Source organism: Planotetraspora silvatica (genome assembly GCF_016863315.1).
Classification (GTDB): Bacteria; Actinomycetota; Actinomycetes; order Streptosporangiales; family Streptosporangiaceae; genus Planotetraspora; species Planotetraspora silvatica.
This window is the reverse complement of the sequence record NZ_BOOQ01000009.1, coordinates 279,220-302,638: the sequence shown is the minus strand read 5'-3', so window position 1 is coordinate 302,638 and position 23,419 is coordinate 279,220. Positions and strand designations below refer to the sequence as shown.

23 protein-coding genes are annotated in these 23,419 nt (G+C 69.7%); 12 read left to right on the top strand and 11 right to left on the bottom strand.

Annotated elements, in window-relative coordinates:
* Positions 1-44 precede the first annotated feature (44 nt).
* Positions 45-740, top strand: coding sequence for a Uma2 family endonuclease (locus Psi02_RS09085; RefSeq protein ID WP_203972992.1), 696 nt, complete (start codon positions 45-47; stop codon positions 738-740).
* Here Psi02_RS09085 and Psi02_RS09080 read toward each other — a convergent pair.
* From Psi02_RS09080 to Psi02_RS09045, 8 genes are all read right to left on the bottom strand, one after another.
* The gene (locus Psi02_RS09080) at positions 729-3,974 is read right to left on the bottom strand and encodes an ATP-dependent helicase (RefSeq protein ID WP_203972991.1); all 3,246 of its coding nucleotides are present in this window, start codon (positions 3,972-3,974) and stop codon (positions 729-731) included. The two genes, Psi02_RS09085 and Psi02_RS09080, sit on opposite strands and share 12 nt — an antisense overlap.
* Positions 3,975-3,993: 19 nt before the next feature.
* Entirely contained in the window at positions 3,994-7,143 is a 3,150-nt protein-coding gene (locus Psi02_RS09075; protein WP_239094734.1) for an ATP-dependent helicase, read from the bottom strand.
* A 357-nt stretch (positions 7,144-7,500) separates the two neighbouring features.
* Positions 7,501-7,818: an MGMT family protein gene (locus tag Psi02_RS09070; protein WP_203953635.1), complete on the bottom strand. Its 318-nt coding sequence runs from the start codon at positions 7,816-7,818 to the stop codon at positions 7,501-7,503.
* Positions 7,806-8,177: a hypothetical protein gene (locus tag Psi02_RS09065; RefSeq protein ID WP_203972989.1), complete on the bottom strand. Its 372-nt coding sequence runs from the start codon at positions 8,175-8,177 to the stop codon at positions 7,806-7,808. Before Psi02_RS09065 ends, Psi02_RS09070 begins: the two co-directional genes overlap by 13 nt.
* Before the next feature lie 79 nt (positions 8,178-8,256).
* On the bottom strand, positions 8,257-9,441 hold the full coding sequence (locus Psi02_RS09060) for a S8 family serine peptidase (RefSeq protein WP_239094733.1): 1,185 nt from the start codon (positions 9,439-9,441) through the stop codon (positions 8,257-8,259).
* The gene (locus tag Psi02_RS09055) at positions 9,435-10,199 is read right to left on the bottom strand and encodes a hypothetical protein (RefSeq protein ID WP_239094732.1); all 765 of its coding nucleotides are present in this window, start codon (positions 10,197-10,199) and stop codon (positions 9,435-9,437) included. Before Psi02_RS09055 ends, Psi02_RS09060 begins: the two co-directional genes overlap by 7 nt.
* A 120-nt stretch (positions 10,200-10,319) precedes the next feature.
* Positions 10,320-11,570 (bottom strand): S8 family serine peptidase, encoded by a 1,251-nt coding sequence (locus Psi02_RS09050; protein WP_239094731.1) that lies wholly within the window; start codon positions 11,568-11,570, stop codon positions 10,320-10,322.
* Positions 11,564-12,283, bottom strand: a complete 720-nt coding sequence (locus Psi02_RS09045) for a hypothetical protein (RefSeq protein ID WP_239094730.1) — start codon at positions 12,281-12,283, stop codon at positions 11,564-11,566. Before Psi02_RS09045 ends, Psi02_RS09050 begins: the two co-directional genes overlap by 7 nt.
* A gap of 159 nt (positions 12,284-12,442) precedes the next feature.
* On the opposite strand from Psi02_RS09045, the gene Psi02_RS09040 reads away from it, so the two are divergent.
* Both Psi02_RS09040 and Psi02_RS09035 read left to right on the top strand, forming a co-directional pair.
* The gene (locus tag Psi02_RS09040; RefSeq protein WP_203972986.1) at positions 12,443-12,910 is read left to right on the top strand and encodes a hypothetical protein; all 468 of its coding nucleotides are present in this window, start codon (positions 12,443-12,445) and stop codon (positions 12,908-12,910) included.
* Positions 12,910-13,212 carry a winged helix-turn-helix domain-containing protein gene (locus tag Psi02_RS09035; RefSeq protein ID WP_203953641.1) on the top strand — a complete coding sequence of 101 codons (303 nt, stop codon included), beginning with the start codon at positions 12,910-12,912 and terminating at the stop codon, positions 13,210-13,212. The genes Psi02_RS09040 and Psi02_RS09035 overlap by 1 nt, the downstream gene beginning before the upstream one ends.
* Positions 13,213-13,309: 97 nt before the next feature.
* Here the strand turns inward: Psi02_RS09035 and moeZ are convergent, their stop codons facing one another.
* Positions 13,310-14,488 (bottom strand): adenylyltransferase/sulfurtransferase MoeZ, encoded by a 1,179-nt coding sequence (gene moeZ / locus Psi02_RS09030; protein WP_203972985.1) that lies wholly within the window; start codon positions 14,486-14,488, stop codon positions 13,310-13,312.
* A gap of 98 nt (positions 14,489-14,586) precedes the next feature.
* On the bottom strand, positions 14,587-15,507 hold the full coding sequence (locus Psi02_RS09025; RefSeq protein ID WP_239094729.1) for an alpha/beta fold hydrolase: 921 nt from the start codon (positions 15,505-15,507) through the stop codon (positions 14,587-14,589).
* Between the two features lie 376 nt (positions 15,508-15,883).
* On the opposite strand from Psi02_RS09025, the gene Psi02_RS09020 reads away from it, so the two are divergent.
* From Psi02_RS09020 to Psi02_RS09000, 5 genes are all read left to right on the top strand, one after another.
* Positions 15,884-16,297, top strand: a complete 414-nt coding sequence (locus tag Psi02_RS09020) for a hypothetical protein (protein ID WP_203972983.1) — start codon at positions 15,884-15,886, stop codon at positions 16,295-16,297.
* Between the two features lie 300 nt (positions 16,298-16,597).
* Complete coding sequence (locus Psi02_RS09015) at positions 16,598-16,978, top strand: hypothetical protein (RefSeq protein ID WP_203972982.1); 381 nt, start codon at positions 16,598-16,600, stop codon at positions 16,976-16,978.
* Positions 16,979-17,205: 227 nt separating this feature from the next.
* Positions 17,206-17,610 (top strand): hypothetical protein, encoded by a 405-nt coding sequence (locus Psi02_RS09010; RefSeq protein WP_203972981.1) that lies wholly within the window; start codon positions 17,206-17,208, stop codon positions 17,608-17,610.
* A 581-nt stretch (positions 17,611-18,191) separates the two neighbouring features.
* Entirely contained in the window at positions 18,192-18,419 is a 228-nt protein-coding gene (locus Psi02_RS09005; protein WP_203972980.1) for a hypothetical protein, read from the top strand.
* 662 nt (positions 18,420-19,081) lie between these two features.
* Positions 19,082-19,393: a hypothetical protein gene (locus tag Psi02_RS09000; protein WP_203972979.1), complete on the top strand. Its 312-nt coding sequence runs from the start codon at positions 19,082-19,084 to the stop codon at positions 19,391-19,393.
* Positions 19,394-19,631: 238 nt separating this feature from the next.
* Here Psi02_RS09000 and ku read toward each other — a convergent pair whose 3' ends face one another.
* Positions 19,632-20,537, bottom strand: coding sequence for a non-homologous end joining protein Ku (gene ku / locus Psi02_RS08995; RefSeq protein ID WP_203972978.1), 906 nt, complete (start codon positions 20,535-20,537; stop codon positions 19,632-19,634).
* A 77-nt stretch (positions 20,538-20,614) separates the two neighbouring features.
* On the opposite strand from ku, the gene ligD (Psi02_RS08990) reads away from it, so the two are divergent.
* The 4 genes from ligD (Psi02_RS08990) to Psi02_RS08975 all read left to right on the top strand — a co-directional run bounded on the left by ligD (Psi02_RS08990) (position 20,615) and on the right by Psi02_RS08975 (position 23,396).
* Positions 20,615-21,577 (top strand): non-homologous end-joining DNA ligase, encoded by a 963-nt coding sequence (gene ligD / locus Psi02_RS08990; protein ID WP_203972977.1) that lies wholly within the window; start codon positions 20,615-20,617, stop codon positions 21,575-21,577.
* On the top strand, positions 21,574-22,461 hold the full coding sequence (gene ligD / locus Psi02_RS08985) for a non-homologous end-joining DNA ligase (RefSeq protein WP_203972976.1): 888 nt from the start codon (positions 21,574-21,576) through the stop codon (positions 22,459-22,461). Before ligD (Psi02_RS08990) ends, ligD (Psi02_RS08985) begins: the two co-directional genes overlap by 4 nt.
* Positions 22,462-22,506: 45 nt before the next feature.
* On the top strand, positions 22,507-22,710 hold the full coding sequence (locus tag Psi02_RS08980) for an Rv3202a family protein (protein ID WP_203972975.1): 204 nt from the start codon (positions 22,507-22,509) through the stop codon (positions 22,708-22,710).
* Between the two features lie 65 nt (positions 22,711-22,775).
* Positions 22,776-23,396: a TetR/AcrR family transcriptional regulator gene (locus tag Psi02_RS08975; protein WP_203953653.1), complete on the top strand. Its 621-nt coding sequence runs from the start codon at positions 22,776-22,778 to the stop codon at positions 23,394-23,396.
* Positions 23,397-23,419 lie beyond the last annotated feature (23 nt).

Here is a 23,419-nt window from a genome sequence, read left to right as displayed (position 1 = left end):
ACGTACCATCAGACGCGTAGGGAGCCCGAGAGGATGGCGACGACATGGCGCTCACCAAGCCGACCCGGCACCGGCGGAACGACCACGTTCCCGCTGAGCGACAGCCCGACACCGAGCCCGAGGAACCCGACACCGAACCCGGGCCACGCGGCGCGGACCCCCGGCATCGCGGTGACGAGGCCGCGATCGAAGTGCTCTGCCGGCAGCTCAACGACGCGGGCTACACCGCGGAGATCTCCTGGGGTCAAGTCGTCGTGAGCCCCTGGCAGAGCAAGCAGAGTTCCCACATCGTGGACGAGCTGGCGGACCTGTTGATCCCGCTCAAGCTCGCGAACGGCTGGCGTTTCCACCACAACCTCGCCGTCCACATCCCGCCGTTCCTCGATCACCGGCTTCCGGACCTGATGGTCGCGCCGAGGAACGCCGAACATGTCGGCGATCTGCGGATCAAAGGCGACAGCGCCCTGCTCGTCGTCGAGGTGTGCTCTCCGGGAACACGCCAAACCGACTGGGACGAGAAGCCGTTCGACTACGCGCGTGCCGGAGTGCCGCTGCTACTCGTCGTCGATCCGCTCGCGGACCCGAAGACGGTCACTCTCATGAGCGAGCCGGTCAAGGACGTGTTCCCAGGCGACATGCGAGAGCCGTACAAGCAGGTCGTCACGGTAGAAGCGGGAGAGGCGCTGGAGTTGCCCGAACCGTTCGGGATCAAGCTCGAGACCGAGGCGCTATTCCGCTGACGGGATCCGGTGGATCAGAGCGGTGAGTCCCTCGGGCCCGAGGAGGTCGACCGGGCGCACCGTCTCGTTCGACCGGACGTAGTGGAAGGCCGCCCCGACCTTCTCCAGCGGCACGCCCGTGAGGGAGGCCCAGGCCAGACGGTAGGCCGCCAGCTGGACCGACGCGGTCTCCGCCGCCCTGCCGTGGAGCCGCTCCCCGGTCTTCCAGTCGACGACCACGTAGCCGTCGCCCTCACGGAAGACCGCGTCCATGCGGCCGCGCAGCAGGCGATCGGCGATGACGGTCTCGAACGGCACCTCCAGATCCAGCGGCTCCCGTCCGGCCCACTCGCTGTCCTCGAACCGTTCCTGCAACTCGGCCAGGTGGATCTCGGCCTCCGACGGCTCGTCGGAGGCTCCGGGCAGGTCGAAGTCGTCGAGCAGCCGCTGTTGTCCCCAGCGCGTTTCCAGCCATCGGTGGAAGGTCGTGCCCCGGCGGGCGAGCGGCGCGGGTTTGCGCGGCACGGGACGCCGCACCTGGCGTGCGAACGCCGCGGGATCAGAGGCCAGCGTGACGAGCGACGACACCGTCAACCGTGCGGGCAGTTCCACGGCTCCGCCGCCCCGCCGCCGGTTGGCCTCACGTTCCCGGATGAGGAGGTCGGTGTCCCGCGCCCAGGCCCGGGCCCGTTCCCGGTCACGATCCCTGATGTCGGCCGCGTCGGCGACCTCCGTACGGACTTCGCCGGCCAGCGCCTCCTCCACCAGGCGTGCGCCGTCCAGCACCGACTCGCGCACGGACACGAGCGGCCAGATGGCCTCGGCGGGCTCGGCGAGCAGGGGGTTCTCCCCACCGGTGTCCTCGGTCCAGCCCATGACCTGCGCGCCGGCCTCGCGGATCTCCATGAGGAAGTCGGACGGCTCCAGCGCCTTGGTCGAGCCGCCCCACCGGTACCCGGAGGCGATCAGCAGGTGGTGCGCCCGGGTCACGGCGACGTACGCGAGCCGCCGCTCCTCCATCAGATCCCGGTCGCGGCACCGCTCGTCGAAGTCCGCCAGCGCCTCCTTGTCCAGGCCGGCGAGAACCGGCAGATCCTCCTTGTCACCGCGAAGGGGGTAGGGCAGCTTGCGCGGGTTCTCCGTCCACCGGGAGTTCGTCACCGGCGTGGCGGGGAACACGCTGCCCCTGGCCAGCCCGCCCTTCTGCGTGGTGAGCTGCGACAGGCCGGGAACGACGACCACCGGCCACTCCAGGCCCTTGGACGCATGGACGGTCATGAGTTTGACGCTGTTGGTGTCGCCGACGCGTCCGGCCTCCAGGCCGAACTCCTCGGTCTCCGCGGCCTTGAGGTAGGCGAGGAAGGCCCCGAGGGTGGGGTCCTCGGCGTCGCCCGCGAACCGCGAGGCGGCGTCGAGGAACGCGTCCAGGTCGGCACGCGCGGCGAGCGGGCTCCCGCCGCGTGCCGCCACCTCGATGTCGAGCCCCAGACGTCGCTCGACCTCGCTGATGAGGTCGGGAAGCGGCTGCCCCGCGTGGGATCTCAGGTGGCGCAGTTCGAGGGCGAGCGCGGGCAGCCGAACGCGGGCGGGAGCCGAGAACACCTCCAGCCACTCGGACCGGTCGGGCAGTTCGTCGAGAGCGTCGACCAGGCTGCCGCGTTCCTCCGCCATGTCCGTGACGACCTGTTCGAGCGGGTCGTCGGGCCGTGGCCCGCCGTGGAACTCGCGGTTCAGCTCACGGGCGAGGTCGCCCAGAGCCTTCATGTCGGCGGGACCGATCCGCCAGCGCGGCCCGGCGAGCAGCCGCACCAGCGCGTCTCCGGCCGTCGGGTCGTAGAGCGTCCTGAGAGTCGCCACGATGTCGGCCACCTCCGGCACCGTGAGCAGGCCGCCGAGGCCGACCACCTCGACCGGGATGTCCCGCGCCTCCAGCGCCCGGCGCAGGGCGGGGAACTGCGACCGCTTGCGAGCGAGGATCGCGACGTCCTGCGGCTGTACGGCGGCGCCGCGCCTGGGGCGCTCTCCCTCCCCCCAGGGCAGCCCGTCGGGCGCCCCTTCGAGTCCGAGTGTCCTGGCCACGCCTTCCGCGACCCATTCGGCCTCGGCCTCCGCGGTGTCGTGGAACGCGCACACCACCCGTCCCCGGCCGGCCCGGTTCGCGCCGGGGACGAGCACGGGCACCTGCCCGGCCTCCTGCCGGAGCGGCGCCTGCAGCGCGGCGGCGACGCCGAGCACCCGCTCGCCGTTGCGGAAGCTGACCGACAACTGGCGCACGGGTGCCGGATCCCCCGACGAGGTGGGGAAGTCCTGCGGGAAGCGGGACAGGTTGCCCGACGACGCCCCGCGCCACCCGTAGATCGACTGGCAGGGGTCGCCCACGGCCGTGACCGGATGGCCCCCGCTGTACAGCGCCCGGAGCAGGACGAGCTGGGCGTGGCTCGTGTCCTGGTACTCGTCGAGCAGCACGACGGAGAAGTGGGAGCGCTCCGACACCCCCACCTCGGGATGCCGCGACGCGATCAGGGCGGCGAGCGCCATCTGGTCGCCGTAGTCGATGACCTCCCGGCGGCGTTTCAACCGTTCGTACGCTTCGACGAGCGGCAGCAACTGCTCCCGGACGGCCTGGGTCCTGACCGGGCGCTGCTGGGCCAGGATCGTCTTGCCCGGAAGGGCGGCGAGGCGGTCGCGGAGCCAGTCGCCGACCTCGCGCACCTCTCCCGAGGTCCGCAGGTGCTCGGCCATCTCACCGGCCAGCTCCAGCACGGCGGCGGTGACGCTCGGCGGACCGAGGTCCACCTTGTCCATGGGGCCGTCGTACTGCCCGACGACCCGCGCGGCCATCTGCCAGGAGACGGCCGGCGTGACCAGCCGCATGGTGGGTTCGAGCCCCTCGCGGAGCGCGTGATCGGTGACCAGCCGGGCGGCGTAGGCGTGGTAGGTCGAGATGGCCGGCTCCGCGTCGAGCAGTTCCGGCTCGACCAGCCCGGCCGCAGCCAGCCCGCTCAGCCGCTTTCGCACGCGCTCGGCCAGCTCCGCGGCGGCCTTCCTGGTGAAGGTGAGCCCCAGAATCTGCTCGGGCCGCGCCAGGCCGTTGGCCACCAGCCACACCACGCGCCCGGCCATGGTCTCGCTCTTGCCCGAGCCCGCACCCGCCACGACCACCGCCGGCTCCAGGGGCGCGTCGATGACGGCGGCCTGCTCCGGGGTGGGGGGAAGGACGCCGAGCTTGGCGGCGAGGTCCGCGGGGCTCAGCATCAGGCCATCGTACGGAGGCTCAGCACACCTGGCCCCCGTTGTCGTTGACCGGGCAGGCGACCCTGGCGGCGCACGTGCGGCAGCCGTCGTTGACCTTCGCCACGAACACGTTCCTCGCCATCCCCGCCGCGACGGTCTCGACCAGTTCCTCGGCCCATTTCGGCTCGGGATCGTCCCGCAGCGCGCCCTGCGCCTGTTCCTTGGCCGCGCCCGTCACGCCGGCCGCCTTGCCGACCTGGACGAGCGAGGCGCCCCCCGGCTCGACGAGGCCGTGCCGCTTGAACGCCCCGAGCAGCGTGGCGAGCTGGTACACCCCGAGCTGCGGATGCCGGTCGAGCTCATCGTCCTTCGGCTTGGAGGCGCCGGTCTTGATGTCGATGATGACGGCCCGGCCGTCGCCGTCGCGTTCCACCCGGTCGACGCGGCCCCGGATGTGAACGCCCTCGGCGACCACCGCCGTGAACGCCTCCTCCTGGGCGACGAGCTCGCGCGGGTTCTCCTCGTGCCACCGTACGAACCGCTCGACCATCTGCTCGGCGACCTTGCGCTGCTTGCGGTTGAACCAGACGCCGCCGAAGTCGAACTGCTCCCAGACGTCGTCGAGCCGCGCGACCAGGTCCACGCCGTCTTCAGCCGCCAGTACGGCTATCGCGTGGATGACCGACCCGAGGCTCTGAGTCACGCTGGAGTTGCCCGCGCCCACCGCGGTCTCCAGCACCCACCGCAGCCCGCACTTGGTGAAGTTCTCCACGGCCGAGGGCGAGATGCGCACGATGTCGTCGGGCCAGCCCAGAGGCCGGTCGTCGGAGAGCGGCGTCATCGCGTACCAGTCCCGCGGGCTCGCGCCGGGCACCCCCGCACGCGCCAGCCGGGCGAGGTGCCCGGCCGCGTCGCGGCGGAGCGACTCCGGCTTGGTCGAGTCGCACACGGCCGCCCGCAGGTCCGCCACCAGAGCGGACATGTTCAGCCAGCGGGCGCGGTCGTCGACGGTCGCCTCCTCGACGCCTCCGGGAAGCAGCTCGGTGAGGAACCGCGACGGGCGCTCGTCGGTGTCCTCGCCGCCCACGGCGGTGACCACCAGCTTGCGCCGCGCCCGGGTCGTCGCGACGTAGAACAGCCGCCGCTCCTCGGCCAGCAGCTTGGAGGACAGGGCGGCCGCCGTCGCCTGAGTGCTGTCGAGGGCGATCCCGGCGGACAGCTCGACGAGCTCCTCGGCTCCGAGGAGCGACCCCCGCAATCTCAGGTCGGGCCAGACGCCCTCCTGCACGCCGGCGATCACCACCACGTCCCACTCCAGGCCCTTGGACCGGTGCGCGGTGAGGATCCGTACGGCGTCGCCCTCCGGGGCCTGCTCGGCGAGGGAGTCGCCGGCGATCTCCTGGGAGGTCAGGTCGTCGAGGAACACCTCGATGCCGGCCTTGGGCAGCCGGTCGGTGAACCGGGCCGCGTGGTCGAACAGCGCGACGACGCCGTCGAGGTCCCGGTCCGCCTGGACTCCCCTCGACCCTCCGGACAGGCTGGTCTCGGTCCACCGCTCCGCGAGACCGCTGGCCTGCCAGACGTCCCAGAGCACGTCCTCCGCGCCGTGGCCGCGCCGTACGGCGTCGCGGGCGATCTTCAGAAGCTTCGCGACCCGTTCGGCGGACGCGCCCACGTGCGGCTCGACGTTGACGAGCTCGCGGGCGTCCCTGAGAGCGGCGACGAGCATCTCGTCGGACGACCTGGCCGTGAACGGCAGGGCCGGCTGCCCCTCCTCGGCGGCGGCCTCCGACGCGGACGCGGCCTCGTGCTCGGCGACGCGCAGGGCCCGGCGCAACCGGCGGACGCCGATCATGTCGGTGCCGCCCAGGGCTCCGGTCAGCAACTCCTCCGCGGTCGCGACGTCGAGGGACGACGAGTGCACGGCGACCTTCAGCAACGTGATCAGCGGCCGCACTCCCGGCTCCTGGACCAGCGGCAGCTCGTCACCTGCCACGATGACGGGCACGCCCGCCGTGATGAGCGCCCGCCGCAGCAGGGGAAGCTGCCGGGCGGCGCTGCGGACGAGGACGGCCATCCCGGACCAGGGCACGCCGTCGAGGAGATGGGCCCGGCGGAGGGTGTCGGCCACCACGGCGGCCTCCTGGCTGTCGCTGTCGGCGAGCAGCACCGAGACCTCGCCCGGCTCGGCGTCGGCGAGCGGCGCGAGCGCACGGTGGCGGCCCGCGGGCAGGCGGGAGGCGACGCGGCGGGACGCCTCCAGCAACTCCGGGCCGCTCCTGCGGCAGACGCCGAGCGCGATGACCGGGGCCTCGCCGCCGCCCGCCGTGCGGAACCTCTCCGGGAACCGCAGGATCCCCTGCACGTCGGCGCCGCGGAAGCCGTAGATCGACTGGTCGGGGTCCCCCACCGCGATCAGGTCACGCCCGTCCCCGGCGAGTTGCTGGAGCAGGAACTCCTGTGCCGGATCGGTGTCCTGGTATTCGTCCACGAGCACGACGTCGTAGGCGTCCCGCTCACGTCTCCTGACCTCGCCGTCGGTCAGCAGCCCGGCGGCCTCGCGGATCAGCTCCGCGTAGTCCATCGACGGCACGGGATCGAGGTCGAAGCGGTCCTGATAGCGGTAGGAGAACCGGCCCGCCGCCTCCCAGTCGGCCCTGCCGTGCGTGCGCCCGAGGTCGATCAGCGCGTCGCCGTCCAGCCCGCGCTCGGCCGCCCGGGACAGGAAGTCACGCAGTTCCTCGGCGAATCCCCGGGTCTTGAGGAGCTCGCGCATCCGGTCCGGCCAGCGCTCGGCTCCGTCCTCCAGCTCACCGTGGAGGAGTCTGCGGATCTCCAGGAGCTGTTCCGGTCCGGTCAGCAGGCGCGGAGGCGGCTCACCGGCGAGGACGGCCTCACGGCGCAGCAGGGCGTAGGCGTAGCTGTGGAAGGTCAGGGCGAGCGGGGTCCTCGTGGTCCTGCGCATCCGCCCTGTGATGCGCTCGCGCAGCTCACCGGCGGCCTTGCGGCTGAAGGTGAGGACCAGGACCCGTTCCGGATCGACGCCGCGCCGCTCGATGCGGTCGACGACGGTCTCCACGATGGTGGTGGTCTTGCCGGTGCCCGGTCCGGCCAGCACGAGCAGGGGGCCGCTCTCGTGCTCGACGACGGCCCTCTGATGCTCGTCCAGGACGGGGGCGGAACGGCTCACCCCGCCCCGGCGCACCAAACGGTATTTCTGACCACTCACAGCTCAGAATTCCATCAGAACACTGGGATAGATCGTGCCCGCTTGACCAGTACAGCGCGACGTGGTCGCGATCAGCCGCACGACACGCCGGACATGACCGGCGGATATGGGACATCCAAGGCGGCTCGCGTGAGTCTCACCACTCTCACACAAGCCGCCCCCTTTGGCGTGATCATGCACAGGTTCGGGATCATGCCCCGTGACCTGCCCAAACCTCCCACGTGATCATGCACACATTCGTACGCGTACGCCACGACCTGCGGAAACGCCACCCGTGATCATGCACAAAGCCCAGCCGCCACCCGAGGGGCGCGGCAATCAAACACCGTCCCAGCGGGCTCTGCGCATGTCCGCCCGGGTGCCCCTGAGGGGGGTGCCCTCCTCGCGCCATCGGGCGAGGCACTCGCTCTCCAGGCCGGGCGCGGCCGAACCGTCGGCTCTGATCACACGCCACCAGGGAACGGCGCCGCCCCACGTCGACATGACCCGGCCCACCTGCCGCGGCCCGCCCTCCCCGAGGTATTCCGCCACGTCCCCATAGGACATGACCCGACCTTTCGGGATGCGTTCGACCAGGTCGAGCACTCTCTCGGCGTACGGCGGGGGCTCACCGCGCCGTCGGCTCAGGTGCTCCATTCGGTGGGCCCGGCGGCGACGATCTCCTCGAGCTTCCCGAACTCGTACGTCGCGGAGCCGTTGACCTGCTCGACGACGCCGTTCCTGAGCCCGTAGGTCTCGCCGTCCTCGCCGACGAGCCATCCGCCGAGCATGTCGGCGACGCGGGCCAGCTGGGCCACCTGCCAGTCCGATCCCGGCCGACCGGCCAGCCGTCCCGACCAGGTCGCGATGTGATGCGCGGAGTCACCGTGCCACGCGACCAGCTCGCCGGCCTCCTGCGTCCCGCGCAGCTCGAATCCGGCGCCGGCCGAGATCACGCTCGCGAGTTCGGCGTAGGCGAGCGGTGCTGCACGCTCCACGCGCAACTCGTACCCCATGAGGCATGGACCTTAGCGAAACTTGATGTCGCCCTGTCGTCGAAATCCGAAACGCCGCCAAATGGCGGCCAACATGTGATCACCTGCGGCTGAGGACGACGATCGCGCCGCAGAACCCGCCCAGGCCGACGAGGGCGGCGATTGCGTAGATCCAGAGCCTAACCGGATCGGGCCCCGGGCGCATGGGCGCTTCGGACATCGGCCCCTTCCCGAAGTGGAGATCGTCCCGCACGGGGGCCGCCTGGGCGTATCCCGCCAGTTCGGCCGCCTTGGCAATCGCGGCCCCCGCGTCGACTTCACCGAATCCCACTTTGTCGTCATAGCCGGCGTTCGGACTGGGGTGCGAGGTCGAGCTGAGCGCCCGCGACACGAGTTCGGGCGCCATATTCGGATATTTCGCCTTTATCAGCGCGACTGTCCCCGCCACGAGCGCGCTCGACGCGCCGGTCCCCGACACCGTGCCGTGCTTGCCCCCGGGCAGGACCACCGGCACGTCGGCCCCCGGAGCGGAGACGAGGACCGACAGGTTGTCACTGCTGGAGGTGGTCTTACGGCCCTGCCTGTCGACGCCCGCCACGCCGATGACACCGGGATAGCCCGCGGGGAAGCGCCAGTAGGAGGTGCCCGTCTGCTGGGTGTACGCCGACCGGCCCCCGTCCCCCGCCGCCGCGACCAGGACGATCCCGCGCGACAGCGCGTAGGAGACCGCCTCGCGGTCCGCCCGGTCGATCCCGTAGCCCGCGATCGGGATGCAGATGACCGTGGCCCCGTGGTTGGCGGCGTACCGGATGCCGCGCGCCATGGGACTGTCCTGGGCCCCGGTGGGTCCGGACTGGGGATCGGCCGCGATCAGCTCAGGCTCGCCGGTGGCGACCCTGATGGACAGGATCCGCGCCTCAGGCGCCACACCGGACGGGCCGCCGCCGTTTCCGGCGATCAACGACGCCGCGGCGGTGACGTCGCCCGTGGACTTGTCCGGCGAGTTGTCCAGGGAGTCGTCGAAGAGCGCGCCCGACAGATCGGGCCCCTGCGTGACCCTTCCCTTGAGTTCGGACACCTCGGCGTCCACCTGCTCGGCGCCCAGCAGGGCCACGGTCACACCGGCGCCCTTGGTGACCTTCCACGCCTCCTCGGCGTTGATCGCGTCCAGCGCCCAGCGCTCCTCGCCCGCGCCGGGCCTCGACTCGGCGTGCGCCGCGTAGGTCGGCCCCGCGGCCAGCAGGGCGCTCGCGACGGCGGCGCACAGCGCGATCGGCTTCAGCACACGTTCCCCTGGGTGCAGCGCGGGACGTCGGGCGGTTCGCCCAGGGACCGCGCGATGCGTCCGGCGATCGACTCGGCCGTCGGCCACATCTCGCTGTTCAACTGCTCCTCCATGGGGACGGAGTCGCGGGTCCTGCCATCGGTGTACCCGACGGCGGAGAAGACGATGTACGGCCCCGCTCCCACCCATCCGGTCCGCTGCCGCTGGGCGGCGCCGAACATGTCGGTCACCGTCCCGGGGAAGGCCACGGGCCGGATGCCCACCCGGTCGTCCACGGGCAGCTTGGTGGCCGCGTCCAGCCGGGCGTCCTCGTCCTTCAGGACGGCGACGCCCACGGTGATGGCGAACGTCGACGTCTGGTCGACGTAGGTGGCCCGCAACATCGTCCGGCAACCCTGCTCGCGCAGGACCGAGGCGACGGGCGAGTCGACCGTCGTGGCGCAGACCTCCTCGGGGGCCACACCGACGCGGTGGGCGTACTGCTGGGCCCGGCCGAGGCCGTTGTACGGAAGCTCCTCGGGGAAGACCATCCCGACCGGCCAGGCGTGCCACCGCCTGGCCACGTCCTGCGCGGCGTACTGGGCCCGCTCCTCGTCGGTGAGGGGACGCGAGCGCGTCTCCTGGATCAGCCCGACCGAGCCCAGCAGGATGTCGAGGGCCGCGACGGCGAGCACCACGCCCATCAACGTCAGGAAGAGGGAGCGGAACCGGAGGCCCCGCCTGAGCTCCGCCTGTTCCTTCGCGGCCTGGGCCGCCATCGCCCGTCTGCCTGACGCGGGCCAGCGACGCGCTCGTACCCGGCCGGCGGACGAGCCCAGAGGCAGTCCACGCCGACCACCGGGCGGTGTCCTGGGCTCCTCGGGCGGCATGATTCGATGCTACGTCGGAAGGCCCGGAGGCTGAGGAGGCGACATGGCGAGATCGTCGTGTTCCTCCCGTCGTGCCCGGCGGAGGAGGAGGATCAGCACGATCAGACTGGCGGCCGCGCTGACCAGCCCCGCGAGGGCGATGCCGCCGGAGATGGCGATCGTCCGCTGATCGCGGCGCACCTTCACGGCGACGGGCGTGTCGTGGGCGCCCTTCCCGACGGCGCGGGCCGGATCCTGCACTCCGGGACCCGACGCGGTGGCCCGGTGGCGGGCCAGGGTGTTCGCGGCGGTCAGGGCGCGGGCGGCGTCGACGACGCCGAAGCCTGTTCCCGTGTTGTAGGCCGCCTTCCTGGCCGGCGACGAGCTCAGCGCCTGGGCCACGAGAGCGGGGGACATCGCCGGGTGGCGCGACTTGATCAGCGCCGCCACTCCCGAGACCAGCGCGGTGGCCTGCGAGGTGCCCCGGCCCACCCAGTACTCGTCGCCGGGGCCCGCGCCCAGGACGTCGACGCCCGGCGCCGCCACGAGGACGGAGGAGTTCCGGTTGGAGAACGAGGCGCGGATCAGGGCCGGCGTCACGGCGGCCACTGAGATCACGCCGGGGATCGCGGCCGGGTAGGAGTACGGCGCGGTCCGCTTGCCCGTGCCGTCGTTGCCCGCCGCCGCGACCAGGACGACGCCCTTGGAGATCGCGTAGCGGATGGCCTCCCGCTCGGCCTCCGTGGGCCGGTCCTTGGAGATCGACAGGTTGATCACGTCCGCCCCGCGGTCCACGGCGTACCGGATCCCCTTGGCGACCACTCCCGCGTACCGCGGGTCGGAGTTGAACTTCCGGAAGCCCGCCTCCTCGTCCTCGAGGATCACCCGGACGGAGAGGATCTTCGCCTGCGGCGCGACCCCCATGACTCCGTCGGCCGCTCCCGGGCCGTGCCCGTGGCCCGCGATCAGGGACGCCATGTAGGTGCCGTGCAGGCGCACCTCAGCGGTTCCGCGCGGCGTCGCGCCGTCCGTGAAGTCCTTGCCGGTGATCACCGATCCGGCCAGGTCGTGATGCCGGGCGTCCACGCCGGAGTCGAGGACGGCGACCGTCACCCCTCGCCCCTTGGTGACCTTCCACGCGTGCTCGACGTCGAGCGTCCGCAACACCGACTGCTGGCTCGTACGGACCGAGTCCGCGAGAGCCGTACCGGTCGTGCCGGGGAGCAGCAGCGCTGCGGCCGTGAGGGTCGTGACGACTCCGAGCGCCAGGCGTCTCAGCACGGCGCCTCCTTGCCCCCGCATTCGAGAGGTGACGGGACGGTGAGAGCGTCGGCGACTCGCTCGGAGAGGTCGTCCGTGAACGAGAACATCGCCGGGCGCTGCTTGCCCAGCGCGCGGGCGGGACGCCCGTCGACCTGGCCAACTGTGGTCAGGACGATGTACGGCCCGGCCTGCCGCAGGGTGGCCGCCTGGCGGGCGGCCGCGGTGAACCGGTCGGTCACGGTGCCGTCGAAGGCCAGGGCGCGCAGGCCCGGGGAGGGCTTCCCCTGCTGGGGCAGCGCCGCCTCGGCGGCGTCCGCCGACCGGGCGTCGGGAAAGGCCGCGACACCGATCGTGACGACCATGCCCTGGAGTGCGTCCAGATACGTCGCCCGCAGGATCGCCCTGCATCCAGCGGTCCGGACGGCCGCCTGGAGCGTGGCGTCGACGGCGCCCTTGCAGTCGGTCTTCGACGAGATGCCGACCCGGCTGGCCTTCTCCTCGCCGCCCTGTTCGCCCGTGTACGCGAGGGTCGGGGGGAAGATCCGGCCGGCGGGCCACGTCTGCCAGCGGCCCGCGACCTCGGTCGCCGCGGCCTGCCGCACCTCGGCCGCACTGGGACCCCGGGTGAACTCGGCGGCCGCGGAACTGGCCGCGACACCGGCGACGACCGCGCAGACCAGGGTGAGCACGGAGGCGACCACGAGAGCCGGCCAGGTCCGCCACTCACTCACCGGGGTCTCCGCTCCCTCGCTGCGGGTTTACCAAGCGACCTTAGCCCCACCAAGGGCGGCTATCTCCCCAAATACCCCGGAAAGTACTTGACGCTATGGAAAGCAGAAAGTACTTTCCATGATGGAAAGATAATGCTGCGACGTCCCGAGGAGCCCCCCGTGAACGCCGACGAAGCCGCACAGAGTCTCGCGACGATCCGGGACACGCAGACCAGGGCCGTGAGATCACAGCCCTGGTTCCCGACGTGGTACGTGATCGGCGTCTCGCTGTTCGTGACCGGGATGCAGATCGTGACCGAACCCGGCGTCCCCGGCCCGCTGAGCGGCGGCGTGGCCGTCCTGCTCTGCGCGGCGCTCGGCGCCATGGTCGCCGTGCTCGTCAAGACCCGCCGGATGACGGCCCACCGCAGCCTGCTGCCGCGCGGCGGGTTCGTCGTGTTCGGGGTGTGGCTCGCCACCTGCTTCGTCGTCTGCCTCATCCTGGCCCTGCGCTGGCACGCCGACGAGATCGCCTACGCTCGGACGTACGCCGCTCTCGTCATGACGGGCTATGTGGCGGCGACCGGTCCCCTGGTGTCTCGGGGGATCTCCCGGATGATCGCTCGCAAGATCGAGAAAGGGGCGTGATGGAGCTCGATCCCGTGATCCACGCCCCCACCCGGCTGCAGATCGTGTCGGTGCTGGCGGCGGCCGAGGAGGCCGAGTTCGGTTTCGTGCGGGACACGCTCGGCATCAGCGACTCGGTGCTCTCCAAGCACGCGAGCGCCCTGGAGACCGCCGGATATGTGCGCATCCGCAAGGGATACGTCGGCAAGCGGCCCAAGACCTGGTTCAGCCTCACCGAGCAGGGCCGCTCGGCGTTCGCCGACTACGTGCGGAACCTGCAGAAGATCGTCTCGCCGAGTGGACTGACGGTCCTGCCCGGCTGACCGCCCAGGGTGACGGCGACGCCCCGAAACGCCCGTACGGCCGCCGCCTCGCTCAGCGAGGACGACGGCCGTACGTCAGCCGATCAGCGAATGCCGGTCAGTAGGTCGGCAGGCTGGGGTCGATGGTCTTGATCCAGCTCAGGACGCCGCCGCCGACGTGGACGGCGTCGGCGAAGCCGGCGTTCTTGAGAACCGCCAGGACCTCCGCGGAGCGGCCGCCCGACTTGCAGTGCACGACGATCTTCTTGTCCTGCGGCAGGCCCTCCAGCGCGGATCCGTTCAGGAACTCGCCCTTGGGGATCAGCACGGCGCCGGGGATGTTGACGATCTCGTACTCGTTCTGCTCCCGGACGTCGATCAGGTAGATGTCGTCTCCCCGATCCTGCATGTCCTTGAGCTCCGCCGCCGTGATGGTCGAGCCCGCGGCGGCCTGCTGCGCCTCGTCGGAGACCGTGCCACAGAACGCCTCGTAGTCGATCAGCTCGGTGATCGAGGGGTTCTTGCCGCACAGCGGGCACTCCGGGTCCTTGCGGACCTTGACGTCGCGGTACTTCATCTCCAGCGCGTCATAGATCATCAGGCGGCCGACGAGAGGGTCGCCGATGCCGGTGATGATCTTGATGGCCTCGTTGACCTGGATGGAGCCGATCGAGGCGCACAGCACCCCGAGGACGCCGCCCTCGGCGCAGCTCGGCACCATGCCGGGAGGCGGGGGCTCCGGGTAGAGGCAGCGGTAGCAGGGGCCGTGCTCGGACCAGAACACGCTCGCCTGGCCGTCGAAGCGGTAGATCGAGCCCCAGACGTACGGCTTGCCGAGGAGGACGGCCGCGTCGTTCACCATGTAGCGGGTGGCGAAGTTGTCCGTCCCGTCCACGATCAGGTCGTAGCCCGAGAAGATGTCCATCACGTTGTCCGTCGTGAGGGCGACGTTGTGGATCACCACGTTGACGTTCGGGTTGACCTCGCGGACGCTGGCCGCGGCCGACTCCGCCTTGAGGCGGCCGACGTCGGACTGGCCGTGGATGATCTGGCGCTGCAGGTTCGACTCGTCCACGATGTCGAAGTCGACGATGCCGAGGGTTCCCACCCCGGCCGCGGCGAGGTACAGCAGGGCGGGTGAGCCCAGACCGCCCGCGCCCACACACAGGACCTTGGCGTTCTTGAGCCGCTTCTGCCCCGCCATGCCCACGTCAGGGATGATCAGGTGGCGTGAGTAGCGGCGCACCTCGTCGACGGTCAGCTCAGCTGCCGGCTCTACCAGCGGTGGCAACGACACAGTTCCACTCCCGTTTTCGCGCCAATGGTCGCGCTCGGCTCCATGGGCCCATCACAAGCTCTTCTCACAACCTAACCGGGGTATCCCGCATTCCCCAATCAGGCTGATCGCGCGGCGGACAACCGTGGAGCGGCCGTCTCGACGATGAGCCGGCGCGCCTCCCTGGCGACGGCCTCGGGGAACTCCATCTGGGCGACGTGCGCCGCGTTCGCGAGCGTGACGAGCCGGACGTCCGGGAACACCCGGCCCGCGCGCAGGGCCATCCTGGCGTCGACGAGCCGGTCGCGGCGGCCGTAGATGACGAGTGTGGGGGCCGTGACCTGGGCGGCCTGCCTCCACAGGTTGCCGGGCCCGACGCGGAAGTACTCGTTCACGATCGCCCGGGCGCACCCGACCATCGCCGCCGCCGCGTACGGCAGGCCGTCACGGCGCCGCAACTCCTCCTCCGCCTCACGGAGACGCTGAGGATGGACCCGGCTCCCGTCGGCGTAACACCAGCTGAGGGTCGCCCGGACGCGCCGATCGACGGGGACGCCGTTGAGCTTCCTGATCGCGATCTCGCCCAGGCGCGGTGCGGCCGACATGGCCACGCGGGCCGGGCCGAACCGGGGCAGCAGGTCGGGCAGGGCCGGAGAGATCAGCGTCAGCGACCTGACGAGGTCGGGCCGCGTCGCGGCCACCCGGACGGAGACGGCCCCGCCCATGGAGTTGCCGAACAGGTGGACCGGCCTGCCGACGTGCTCGATCACCTTCGCCACCACGCTCGCGTGGCCGTCCACCGAGTAGTCGCCGTCCAGGGGCTCGGGCGAATAGCCGGCTCCCGGCAGATCGAGGGCGTATCCCCTGACGTCGCCCGCGAGTTCGCCCATGAGATCGGTCCAGTTGGTGGCCGAGCCGGCCAGGCCGTGGACGAACACCGCGGCCTCTCCGGGGCCCCCGGGTGTGGATCTCACGTGGACCCGTGTATCGCCCATCTCGATGAGCTCTCCCGGCCACGACGGAATCGGCTCGACACCCACGCGTCCTCCCCTGTTCGCCTTCTGTTTCGACGATAGCCCCCTGCCGTGCGGCCCTGCCATGGGTCGCACCCATACCCGGACGGCCTGCAGGCATGCCGCCATTAACCGGGAACAAAGCCGTGAATATCGCTCATATTAGGACATTCTAAATCCGACATAAATGACATTTCCGATGAAAATGATCAGAAATGGTTCAACGTCGTCAATAAAGAGATAAGCAGATGGCAAAAGCCGCCGATCGCCGTTTGTCGCTCCGCTGACGCGGAAAACAAGACAATGCAGGGAAGACCCACTAAGGGTCGCCAGAAGAACATTTTCCAAGCTATTTGGACAATGTCAGCGCATAGGACGTAAGTCCTTTCAAGGGGGAAATGAAATGCCCAACTTCAAGAGCCTCGTCGGAGTCCTCGCCATCAGCACCGCGCTGACCGGCGGGGCCGTCGCCCTCGGTACCGCTGTCACCGCCGGCACCGCGAACGCCACCACCGTCATGGGCTGCGGCGGCGGCTGCGGCGGCGGCGGCTGGGGCCGTGGCCACCGGAACCACAACCGCAACTGGAACCGGAACCACCAGTGGCAGCACGAGCGTCAGCACCAGCACCAGCGCCAGTACCTGCTGCGCGACTTCACCCTGGTCGTGACGCCGTTCCAGAAGAGCGACAACGACGCCACCCCGTGGCAGAAGCAGGACACCGACTCCAAGTCGAACGCTGAGGCCGAGGAGAAGTACTACGGCCCGGGCGCCGGCACGAGCACGACCGCTCCGGTCGCGCCGCCCGTCATCGGCTAATACGCCGCCGACTCACGGGCGTCCTGACCGGATGGTCAGGGACGTGAGCACCGAATGAAGTGCCCGTGGCCGCCGACGCCGTAAGGCTCACCCCGTCCGGGGGACGCCACACCTGGCGGTCACGGGCATCTTCGAAAACTCGCGATCGTCAAGCGGATTTCCACGGCGCACATTCACCGGAGGCCGTCCGCAATTCGGCGCCCGCATCCCACTCTCCTGTTTCTCCCTCGCCGCGGCGATTCCACAACGACGTGGAGCCGTCTTCGCGTGGGGAAACGCATACATCAAAGGGAAAAGCACATGTCCAAGCTCAGCAACATCATGGGCGTTCTCGCCGCCAGCGTCGCGCTGTCGGGCGGGGCACTCGCCCTCGGCGCCACCTCCGCGAGCGCGTCCGTCGTCATGGGCGGCGTTCCCGCTCCGGCCCCGGCTCCGGTTTCGGTCTCGCGGCCCGTCTGCCACAAGTCGGTGTGCGTCCGCGAGGGGCGCAACCACAACCGCAACCACAACTGGAACCACAGCCGTCAGCGTCAGCACGCGCGCCAGTTCGAGTTCCAGCGCCAGTACCTCATGCGCGACTTCTCGCTGATCGTGACGCCGTTCCAGTCGTCCGAGAACGAGGCCACGCCCTGGCAGAAGTCGGACACCGACTCGCGCTCCGAGGCTGAAGCCGAGGACTGATACAGGCCCGTCGTGTCTTGATCCAGGTCTGAGAGGTGCGGGTGCGTGCTCGCCACGGTTTCATCCGGGGCGGGAGTCGCTGAGCGGAGAATGCCGTGCTCGCTGACATCGCGGTTCCAGGAACCACGGTCACTGAGCGGGCACAGGCATCTCCCTGACGTCCACGCACCCTGACATCGCCCGGGCCGCAGCAACGGATCGCCCAATCTCATGAAAGGGAAAGAGATATGTCCAAGATCGCCAACCTCGTTGGGATCCTCGCTGTCAGCACCGCGCTGACCGGTGGGGCCGTCGCCCTCGGAACTGCTGTCACCAGCACGTCCGCGAGCGCCACCACCATCACGGGTTGCGGCGGCGGCTGCGGCGGCTCCGGCTGGGGCCGTGGCCACCGCAACCACAACCGCAACTGGAACCGGAACCACGAGTTCCAGCACACGCGTGAGCACCAGCACCAGCGTCAGCACCTGCTGCGTGACTTCTCGCTGATCATCACCCCTTTCCAGAAGTCGGACAACCAGGCCGTCCCGCAGCAGAAGCAGGACACCGACTCCAAGTCGAAGGCGGAGGCCGAGGGCCACTACTACGGAACGCCCGCTCCGGTCGTCACCGTGACGGTCACCGCCGTCCCGTAACCCGGGTGTCCGACGCACGTCCAGTAGTGAGTCAGTCCCGCACCGGCGGGGACATCGCGGTTGTGATGAACCTCGGTCAGCCGGTGAGAACGAAAACCAGGAGAGGACACGACGGGCATCACGGCCGTCCGTGACCGCAATGGATCTGGAACCGCAATCCAGGTGCCTTCTGTCCGCATCGCCTTCCTGGCCGCGTCATACGGCCCAGGGAGTGCATTCCGTACACGACAACGAGCGAGGGCTCCGCGGCATCGTCCGCGGAGCCCTCCTCCATTTCTCCACCGCGCCCGCCCTCTCGGCCCGTATCTTCTCCGCCGCGCCCGTTCCCCCGCCCCTCAATCCCCCGCCTGTCGTCGCGATCCGAATCGGACATATGCGACATATCCACCGCTATTAGTCTAAGGCCGTTCACAGCCTGTCAATAAGCATCTAAAAGCACCAGATCGTCGTTTGTATGGCCCGAATGCTGGAAATCTAGACAGCGCAGGACGATAGCCTCTTAGGGGGCTGTCAGCGACATTCTTTCTCGTTTCAGAAATTGTCGCAATAAGGGCAACCGATCCTTTCAAGGGGGACACCCAATGCCCAAGCTCAAGAACGTCATGGCCGGTCTTGCCATCAGCACGGCGCTTGCCGGCGGTGCCATCGCTCTGGGCGCCACCTCCGCGAGCGCCGCCACCACCGGCTGGGACCACGAGAACCGCTTCCAGGACGAGGACTGCACCAACTTCACCGTCGGTGCCAACAACGCCTTCGTCCACTTCTCGGAGTTCGACAAGGACTGCAAGCGGTTCAACTGGGGACGCTAGTCCGGACATGCTCCGGAATGAGCTTCGGCGACAGGGTTGGGGAGCCGACGAGCGGCATGCCCTGTTCGCCCGGATCTTCTGATTTCGATTCTCGACATAGCGGTGAAGCGTCGGCCTCAATGACGCGGTCCCGTTAAGGACCGCTATCTCATAGAACGTTCTCAATCGAATATCCGAGCTCAGGCACGAAGGCGAGGGCTCCGGTGGATGACCAATCCACCGGAGCCCTCGCTTTTTCGCGCGCCGGGCTCCTTCGGAAAGCCCGCCCGCCGCCCAGGAGGGACCAGGCGCACAGCGAAGCCGCTCGGGTCCCCGGAATACCGCGGGAGCTGCGTCGATGCCCCAGCGGGCCACTCAGGCCCGCGCGCCGTTTCACCCGCCTCCCGCCTCCACGCACCGCAGAGGACGGTACGGACGGAGCACATTCGATCAGCTTCGTTGAATCGGACATTTCGTGACAAAAACGTCATTAATGGTCTATGCTCGGTTATAAAGAGACAATAAGCCATCAAAAGCGCTCGCCGGTCGTTTGTGATCCGACTCTTCCGGCAATTAACTCAGCGCGGGAAAGATAGTCCATTAGGGGCTATCAGGGGCATTTTCTCTTTCGACGGAAAATGCGCCGATTAAGGGCAATCGAATCCTTTCAAGGGGGACACGCAATGCCCAAGTACAAGAACGTCATCGCAGGGCTCGCGATCAGCACGGCGCTGACCGGTGGGGCCGTCGCGCTCGGCGCTGCCACCACCACCACGACCGCGAGCGCGACCACTGTCTCCAGCTGGGGCGGCGGCGGCTGCGGCGGCGGCGGCTTCTGGCGCAGCGGCCACCGCCGCTGCGGTGGCGGCGGCTGCCACCGCGGCTGGTCGCGTGGCTGCCACAACCGGTTCCGCTCCACCTGGCGCAACAACGAGCACCGCCAGCTGAACAACATCAACGTTCGCAACTCGGACGCCGACGTCGTCGTCGGCTGACCACGCGGCCCGTCGCGATGAGCTCCGCGCCCCGAACTGAGGAGTGGGGAGACCGTAGTGCCCGGATGACACGGGCACCAGGCCTCATGACGCATCGACCTTTCATGGGCCGCCCCTCAGCGGAAACTGGAGCCCGTTCTCCAGGGGCGTAGAGGCGAGGGCTCCGGTGGATCACTTCCACCGGAGCCCTCACAGCGAGACATCACAAAACAACACGACGGCGAGACATCGGAGCGGCTCAGGCCGAGCGGCGGGTCCTCCGCTTCGCGGGCGCCTTCTCCTCAGATTTCTCCTCAGCCTTCTCCGCGGCCTTCTCAGACGCCTTCCCGGGAGCCTTCCTCTTGGCGGCGGGCGCCTCCCGGCCTCCCTCCCGCTCTTTCTTCGCGGCCTCGACGCTGGCGCGCAGCGCGGCCATCAGGTCGACGGCGGGCCCCGTCTCGGACGGAACCTCTGCGGCGACGACCTCCTTCCCCTCGATCTTGGCCTCGATGACCTGCTGGAGCGCCTCGCGATAGGCGTCCCGATACTCACCCGGGTCGAAGTCGGCGACCATGGTCTCGATCAGGGACTCGGCCATCTTGAGCTCCTGAGGCCGGATGTCGACGTCCTCCTCCAGGAACGGAAACTCGACCTCTCGAACCTCGTCCGGCCAGAGCATCGTCTCCAGCACGAAGATCCCGTCACGGACCCGGAGCGTCGCGAGCGCCTCCCGCTGACGCAGCGCCACCTTCACGATCGCCACCTGGCCGGACCGCTCCAGGGCGTCGCGCAGCAGCACGTACGGCTTGGCCCCCTGGGCGTCGGGCTCGAGGTAGTAGGACTTGGCGAAGTAAATGGGGTCGATCTGGTCGGCGGGGCTGAACTGCAGCACGTCGATCCGCCGCGAGGTGGTCAGCGGCAGGTCGGCGAAGTCCTCGTCGGTCAGCACCACGATCTCGCCCGTGGCCAGCTCGTATCCCTTGGCGATGTCGGCGTACGGCACCTCCTCGCCGTCCACGGTGCAGACCCGCCGGTACTTGATGCGCCCGCCGTCCGTCCGATGCACCTGGTGGAAGGTGACGTCCTTCTGCTCGGTCGCCGAGTACAACTTCACTGGGATGGTGACCAGTCCGAACGAGATGGCGCCTTTCCAGATGCTGCGCATAACCACATTCTCGTCTCTGTGTTCGAATACCACCATGGGGGGATTCAAGGGACTTACCTCATGGGCAGGTACCCACTATGGCAATGCCATATCCGGTCGAACCCATGCTCGCGGTCGCCGGCGACCTCCCCCTCGATCGTTCCGCGTACGCCCTGGAGGTGAAGTGGGACGGCATCCGGGCGATCGTCTACGTCGACGGCGGTGTCCGCGCCACCGGCCGCAAGGGCACCGACTGCACCTCCCGTTACCCCGAGATCGCGCGGGTCGTCGCCCCCCTCGCGGGCCGCAGCGCCGTCCTCGACGGCGAGGTCGTCGCCTTCGACGCCCTCGGACGGCCCAGCTTCGAGCTGCTCCAGCGGCGCATGCACGTGGCCGACCCCGCGGCCGCCGGGCTCCTCACCCTCGTGCCCGTCACCTACATGCCCTTCGACCTGCTCTATCTGGACGGCCACGCGCTGTTCGACCTGCCCTACCGTGACCGCAGGGAACTCCTGGACTCGCTCGGGCTGGAGGCCCCGCCGTACCTTCCCTGCGACCCCGACGTGCTGGAGGCCACCCGCCTGCAGGGCCTCGAAGGCGTCGTGGCCAAGCGGCTCGACTCGCCGTACCGGCCGGGACGGCGGACGGATTGGTGGGTGAAGGTCAAGAACCTCGACACCGCGGACGTCGTGATCGGCGGCTGGCGCCCCGGCAAGGGCCGCCGCGCGGGCGGCGTCGGCTCGCTGCTCCTCGGCATGTACGGACGACCGTCGCCGGGGCCGTCGGAATTCCTGTTCGTCGGCCATGTCGGCACCGGGTTCAGCGATGCGATGCTGGATGACGTGCATCGGCTGCTGGAACCCCTCGAAATCAGGCAGAGCGCCTTCTCCGCGCTGCTTCCACGGGAGATCAGCAGGGACGCGCGCTGGGTCAGGCCCGAGCTCGTCGGCGAGGTCGCCTTCACGATGTGGACGCACGAGGGGCGCCTGCGCCACCCCGTGTGGCGCGGCATCAGGGCGGACAAGGTGCCCGCGGACGTACGGCGAGAGGAGCAGGGGTGACAGAGAAGGTGCTGGTGCGGGTCGACGGCCGGGAGCTCTCCCTGAGCAACCTGACCAAGGTGCTCTACCCCGCAGGCGGCTTCACCAAGGCCGAGGTCATCGACTACTACACCCGGATCGCCCCGGTCATGCTCTCCCATCTCCATGGCCGGCCGCTGACCGTGAAGCGTTTCCCCAACGGAGTCGAGCGCCAGTCGTTCTTCGAGAAGAACGCCCCCGCCCACACCCCGAAGTGGGTCCGCAAGGTCACGCTTCCCGTGCCGGGCAGCACGATGAACCGCGAGAAGATCGACTTCGCGGTGGTCGACGATCTGCCGACGCTGGTCTACTACGCGAACCTCGCGGCCATCGAGTTCCACGTCCCGATGTGGCGGGTGGGCGTGGAGGGAGATCCGCTGCCGCCCGACACGCTCGTGTTCGATCTCGACCCCGGGGCCCCGGCCACGATCGTCGAGTGCTGCCGGGTCGCCGTCCTGCTCCGCGACGAACTCGAGCGGGACGGCCTTGAATGTCACCCCAAGACCAGTGGGAACAAGGGCATGCAGCTCTATGCACGCTGGGATCGCGGCCCGGGCACCGCCGACTACGCCAAGGGGCTCGCGCAACGCCTGGAGGGCGCCCACCCTCTGGTGACGAGCGTGATGGCCCGCAAGGTCCGCCCCGGCCGCGTATTCATCGACTGGAGCCAGAACAACCCGGCCAAGACCACGGTGGCGCCTTACTCGATGCGCGCGAACAGTCTCCCCACCGTGTCGACGCCGCTTCTCTGGGACGAGGTCGAAAAGTGCGACGAGCCCGGCCGGCTGGTGTTCACGGCCTCGGAGGTCCTGGCCCGGGTGGAGGAGCACGGCGACCTGTTCGGGCCCTCAGGCTCCGCGCCGTAGTGTGGGAGCTGTCGCAGCAGGCCCCTCGAACGAGAGGACGTGCACATGTCCGAGATGGACTCGCTCGACGACGTCGTCGAGGAGCTCTCGATCGAGGCTCCGGAAGCGGACGCCGTGGAGCAGCACCAGCTGGCCCGATCGTCCGGGGACGACCGCTGGCCCGAGCACGTCCCATTCGACGCCGACCCCGCGGACGTCGCGGAACAGGAGCGCACGGTGGACGTCGGCGACGATGAGGAATATCGCTGACCTGGCCACCCGCCCCGTAGGATGGGACGCTGGGGCGGCGAGCCCCTCGTATCAAGGAGACTGCCGTGACCACACCCCCGGACGCCAAACCCCGGGGCACCCGGCTGCCCCGCTTGGCCCGCCGCCGCCAGTTGTTGAGCGCCGCCCAGGAAGTCTTCGTGGAGAACGGCTACCACGCGGCCGCGATGGACGAGATCGCCGAGCGCGCCGGCGTCAGCAAGCCGGTCCTGTACCAGCACTTCCCGGGCAAGCTCGAGCTCTACCTCGCCCTGCTCGACCTGCACGTCGACGACGTGGTGAGCCGCTGCCGGGACGCGCTGGCCTCCACCACCGACAACAAGCAGCGGGTCCAGGCGGCCATCGGGGCGTTCTTCGACTTCGTCTCCAGCCAGGGTGAGGCCTTCCGGCTCGTCTTCGAGTCCGACCTGCGCAACGCCGCCCCGGTGCGCCAGCGCATCGAGCGCTCGCTGCGGGAGAGCGCCGAGGCGATCAGCCAGGTCATCCAGGAGGACACCGGCTGCTCCAGCGACGAGGCCCATCTGCTGGGCGTCGGCCTGGTCGGCATGGCCGAGGTCAGCGCCCGCTACTGGCTCACGAGCCAGGGCTCGATCCCCAAGGAGGCGGCCACCCAGCTGATGGCCCGTCTCGCCTGGCGCGGCATCAGCGGCTTCCCCCGCACCGGCTGACGGCGAATTCCTGTTCGCTTGAC